4 protein-coding genes are annotated in these 5,156 nt (G+C 64.4%); all 4 read left to right on the top strand.

What is annotated here, in order from left to right; all coding sequences use genetic code 11:
• Window positions 1-19: 19 nt before the first annotated feature.
• The 4 genes from JOZ76_RS16905 (at window position 20) to JOZ76_RS38265 (ending at window position 5,046) form a co-directional block, all read left to right on the top strand.
• Window positions 20-907 (top strand): ABC transporter permease, encoded by an 888-nt coding sequence (locus JOZ76_RS16905; RefSeq protein WP_291699915.1) that lies wholly within the window; start codon window positions 20-22, stop codon window positions 905-907.
• Between the two features lie 13 nt (window positions 908-920).
• The gene (locus JOZ76_RS16900) at window positions 921-1,700 is read left to right on the top strand and encodes an ABC transporter ATP-binding protein (RefSeq protein WP_291699913.1); all 780 of its coding nucleotides are present in this window, start codon (window positions 921-923) and stop codon (window positions 1,698-1,700) included.
• Window positions 1,701-1,725: 25 nt separating this feature from the next.
• Window positions 1,726-2,571, top strand: coding sequence for a class I SAM-dependent methyltransferase (locus tag JOZ76_RS16895; protein ID WP_291699911.1), 846 nt, complete (start codon window positions 1,726-1,728; stop codon window positions 2,569-2,571).
• A gap of 81 nt (window positions 2,572-2,652) precedes the next feature.
• Window positions 2,653-5,046, top strand: a complete 2,394-nt coding sequence (locus JOZ76_RS38265) for a glycosyltransferase (RefSeq protein WP_366938587.1) — start codon at window positions 2,653-2,655, stop codon at window positions 5,044-5,046.
• Window positions 5,047-5,156 lie beyond the last annotated feature (110 nt).

Below are 5,156 nucleotides of genomic sequence, written 5' to 3'. Positions count from 1 at the left end.
CCCAGCCCAGAGATGAACCGTGATTGACAAGCGCAAGCTTCAGCCGATAACAGCGGCCGGCACTCGGGAGGCCGCGATGGCGATCGATCCAAAAACTTCGGGCCTGAAGCCCCTGTCCATCAGCGCCGCCGAAGACATCTTCAGCGGTGCGCGCCGATGGGAGCTGTGGGGCCGGCTCGGCTGGCTCGAAGTCAAGCGCCGATACCGCCGCACCACTCTCGGCCCGTTCTGGTCGTCGTTCACGCTATTGCTGCTGGTGATCGTCATGGGCAGCGTCGGCTCCGGCCTGCTCGGCCGCGATTCCAGCGAGTACCTGCCGTTCCTTGTGGCAGGCCTAGTCGTCTGGAGCATGGTCTCTGCCATCATCAGCGAATCGGGCAGCGTGTTCACAAACGGAGCTCCACTCATCCGCCAGATGAACTTCGAATATTCGGTCCTTGCTTACGGGCTGGTCTGGCGCAATTTCATTGCCTTCCTTCACAACATGGTCGTGTATGTCGCGATCATGCTCATCTATATGCCGCATGCGCTGACGACGTGGCGGCTGGTGCTGGCGGTTCCTGGGCTCGCGTTGCTGATGGTGAACGGCGTCTGGATCGCCCTTGTGGTTGGCACCCTGACCGCACGTTTTCGCGACGTGCAGCAGATCGTGCAGAGCGTTCTGCAGGTGGCGATGTTCGTGACGCCGCTGTTCTGGTCGCCCGACAGTCTGGAGGGATCTCGCCGGATCATCTTCGTCGGGTTCAACCCGCTCTATCACCTGCTCGAGATCGTGCGCGATCCGCTGCTCGGCCGACCGTCGAACCTCAACTCCTACGTCGCTGTCGCGATCATTACGGTCGCCGGCTGGGCCCTGGCATTCGTGGTTTACGGCAAATTCCGCAAGCGGATCGCCTACTGGCTTTGATGGGAGACTACGTATGCGGTTGATCGCCGAGCACGTCAACGTGGACTTCCCCATCTACGGGACGCAGCGCAGCTTCAGGAAGGCGCTGTTCGAGCGTGCTGCGGGCGGCGTCATCTCGAGCGATGCGCGCAACGCCAATCGCACGGTCATCAGGGCGCTCACCGACGTCTCTTTCGAGCTCCACGAGGGCGACCGGCTCGGTCTCATCGGCCACAACGGTGCCGGCAAGTCGACCCTGCTGCGCACGCTCGCCGGCGTCTACCAGCCGGTGTCAGGCCGGATCCTGGTCGATGGCGTCGTCACGCCGCTGTTCGATGCGCTCCCGGGCCTCGACAGCGAGGACACCGGTTACGAGAACATTTGCACCTCGGCCATGTTGTTCGGGCTGAAGCCGGATCAGATCGAGAAACTGACCACCAATGTGGAGGAGTTCAGCGAGCTCGGCGAGTTCATGGGACTGCCCGTGCGGACCTACTCGACCGGCATGACCACCCGCCTCGGTTTCGCCTTTGCCACCTCGATCGAGCCCGGCATCCTGCTCATGGACGAGGGCATCGGCGCCGGCGACGCCCGTTTTGCCGATCGCGCCGCGGAGCGGATGGCGGACTTTTTGGCACGCAGCCGAATCGTCGTCATCGCGAGCCACTCCGACCGGTTGATCCGCTCGATGTGCAACAAGGCCGCCTTGATGCATACCGGGCGCGTGGTCTCACTCGGCGACCTCGACGCCGTACTCGACGAATATCACGCCTTCGTCCACGGCGCGAACCTGGAATGGGCGCAGCAGAAGTAGCATCTCGCTAGGGCGAGCGAATGCCATGAATGACATCGGAGAAAATCTGGACAAGGTCGTGGCAGCCGGATTCGGCCGCGAGTGGTCGACTTTCGACCAGAGCGAAGCCGAACTGTCGATGGCGGACCGGCAAGCCATCTTCACGAGCTATTTCCAAATCTTTCCCTGGGACGAATTGCCGGCCGATCCGGTCGGCCTCGACGTCGGCTGCGGCAGCGGCCGCTGGGCCGTCATGGTCGCGCCAAGGGTCGGCCATCTGCACCTGCTCGATGCGAGCGAGGCCGCGCTCAGTGTGGCGAAACGCAATCTCGCCAAGGCCGGCAACGTGACGTTCCTCCACGCCAGCGTCGGTGACATTCCCCTGGACGATGGGTCGCTGGACTTCGCCTTCTCGCTCGGCGTTCTGCATCACGTGCCATATACCGCGGCCGCCATCTGCGCCGTCTCCGCAAAGCTGAAACGCGGCGCGCCGTTTCTGGTCTATCTCTATTATGCGCTCGACAACCGTCCCCGCTGGTTCCGTGCGATCTGGCAGCTCAGCAATCTCATGCGGCTCCTGATCTCCCGCCTGCCGCCTAAGGGAAAGCTTCTCACCAGCCAGTTCCTCGCGGCCACCATCTATTGGCCGCTCGCGCGGTTTGCGGCGCTTCTGGAACACGCCGGGATGTCCTCGAAAATGGTGCCGCTCCAGGCCTATCGCGACCGGGATTTTTATGTCATGCGAACCGACGCCTATGACCGGTTCTGCACCCGTCTCGAGCAGCGTTTTTCGCGGCAGCAGATCGAGCGGATGCTCCTCGATGCGGGCTTTGCCGAGATTCGCTTCTCGGAGGATGCACCGTTCTGGTGCGCCGTCGGGCGGAAGCGATAGCTTGTGGAACGCATCCCCCTCGGACTATGAAGCAAGCACGGATTGATGGACCGAGACCTGTATGTTCAAGCACGGCTCTGCATGACCGCAAAAATCCCTGATCCGCCGCGACGGCTGCTCTACGTCGTCACGGAGGACTACGCGTTCCTGCTCAATCGCCTGCCGATGGCGCGCGCCGCCCGCGAGGCCGGCTACGAGGTGCATGTCGCAACCCGCGTCGATCAGGGAGCGGCCGCCATCGAGGCGGAAGGTTTTTTCCTGCACCGGATTCCGTTCCGGCGCGGCGGCCTGTCGCCGTTTTCCGCGATCCCGACCATCATTGCGCTGCGAGGCCTGAAAAACCGCATCCGTCCCGACATCGTGCATCACTCCGGCTTGCAGTGCTGCGTCTACGGCTCGATCGCCGCGCTCGGCGACACCACCCCGATCATCAACGCGATCACCGGGCTCGGTTACATCTTCACCTCGCAGACGCTCAGGACGCGGCTGCTCAAGCGGACGATGGCCATGTTGCTGCCGTGGCTGCTCAACACCGCGCAAAGCCAGGTGCTGGTGCAAAATCCAGACGATCGCGCCGACCTCGAACGTCTCGGCATCGAGCCGAGCCGCGTCGTGCTGATCCCGGGTTCGGGCGTCGACACCGACCACCTCAAGCCGCTGCCGGAACCGGACGGCCCGATCACGATCGGCTTCGCCGGCCGCCTGCTCGCGGACAAGGGCATCCGTGCGCTGGTGGCCGCCCACAGCCTGCTGCGCGATCAGGGCCATGACATCCGCCTGATCATCGCCGGCAATCCGGATCCGGCCAACCCGGCCTCAATTCCACGGCGGGAGGCCGAGGAGTGGAGCCGGCGGCCCGGCGTCACCTGGCTCGGTCACATCGGCAACATCGTCCGGCTCTGGCAGCAGTGCCATCTCGCCGTGCTGCCCTCGCACCGCGAGGGCCTGCCGATGAGCCTGCTCGAAGCGGCGGCCTGCGGCAGGGCGATGATCGCAGCCGACGCGCCCGGCTGCCGGGAAATCGTCCTTCATGAACAGACCGGGTTGCTTGTCCCCATCGAAAACCCGGAGCGGCTCGCCGCCGCGATCCTGACGCTTGCGAATTCGGGCGAGCTGCGCGAGCGCTACCGCCAGGCCGCGCGCCAGTTCGTGGTCGAGAAGCGGTCGGCGAAGATCATCGGCAAGTCGATCGTGGCGCTCTACGACCGCCTCTGCCGCTCCGCAATGCGGGCCAAGAAGGTGTTTCTGGTCACCCAGCATTACGCGCCCTATCCCTCGACGACGTCGGGCTACATGACTGACATCGCCCAGGCGCTCGCCAGCCGCCACCGCGTCGTCGTTCTCTCCGGCTCGCCGGGCTCCGGCTCCGACCATCCGCCCAAAGAGGGCGAGCCGGAGATCGTCGAGATCCGCAGCTGGTGGCCGCGAAAATCGGCGCTGTTCTCGCGCTCGCTCGCAGCCGCGCTGTTTGCGGTGCAGGCCCTGTTTGCGATTCTCAAGCATGCCCGCCCGGGCGACGCGATCATCTGCGTCACCACCCCGTTCACCTTGCCCTATGCCGTAGCCCTGGCAGCAAGGCTGCGAAAAGTCCTGGCCGCGGTGATCATTTATGATTTCTATCCCGACACGCTGATCATGGCCGGATTTCTCCGGCGCGATTCGTTTCTCGTCCGCTCGCTCCGCCGGGCCAACGGCATCATGTTCGAATGTCTCGACGCGATCATCACGATCGGGCGCGACATGAATGCCCTGCTGATGTCCTACCCGCGCATGAGCTCGCGCAAGATCAACCTGATTCCGAACTGGGCGACGCTTCCGGTCCACTACCGCGAGATCGATTCGGACAATCCCTTCAGGAAGGCATGCCAGGCGGAATTTCTGGTCGCGATGTCCGGAAACGCCGGCTTCACCCACGACCCGACCTCGGTGTTCGAGGCGGCGCGGCTACTTGTCGACGACCAGCGCATTCACTTTCTGCTCTCCGGCGAGGGTGTCGGCTGGACCGGGCTGAAGGACATGCAGGCGGCGAGCCCGCTCCTGAACATCACGTTGATCGAACGCGTGCCCGAGGCCGAGCTGGAATCATTCCTGTCGTCGGCGGATCTGTGGATCATTCCCTATCGCAAGAACAACACCGGCGTGTCCGTGCCGAGCCGGATCTACAACCTGCTCGCGGTCGGCCGGCCGATCATCATGTGCTCGGAACCGGACGCCGAGGCGGCGATGCTGGTCAACGACAACGATCTCGGCTGGGTCGTGCCGCCCGAGCAGCCGGCGGCGATCGCTGACGCAATCAGGAGCGCCGCCTCGCACGCCGCCGAAACGCGCGCCAAGGGCCGGCATGCCTCGGAGATCGCCGCGCAGTTCACGCCGCAGATCGCGCTCGATGCCTATGAGGGCGTGATCGATCGCCTGCTCACCCATGACGCGACGATGTTGCTGCAGCCGGTCGGGAGTCCTTCCGTCCAGGCTTGAGATCAGCAAGGACGCGCTGACCTGGCGATCTCGCGACGGCTCAGGATGACGGCAAACTGCCGGCGCGGAGCTCGCTGAGTGCCTGCTGGGCGCGGGCATTCCGCGCGAGA

This window comes from Bradyrhizobium sp. (assembly GCF_019244115.1).
Lineage (GTDB): Bacteria > Pseudomonadota > Alphaproteobacteria > Rhizobiales > Xanthobacteraceae > Bradyrhizobium.
Note: the sequence above shows the minus strand (reverse complement) of the source record. Positions and strands in the feature narration are given on the sequence as shown.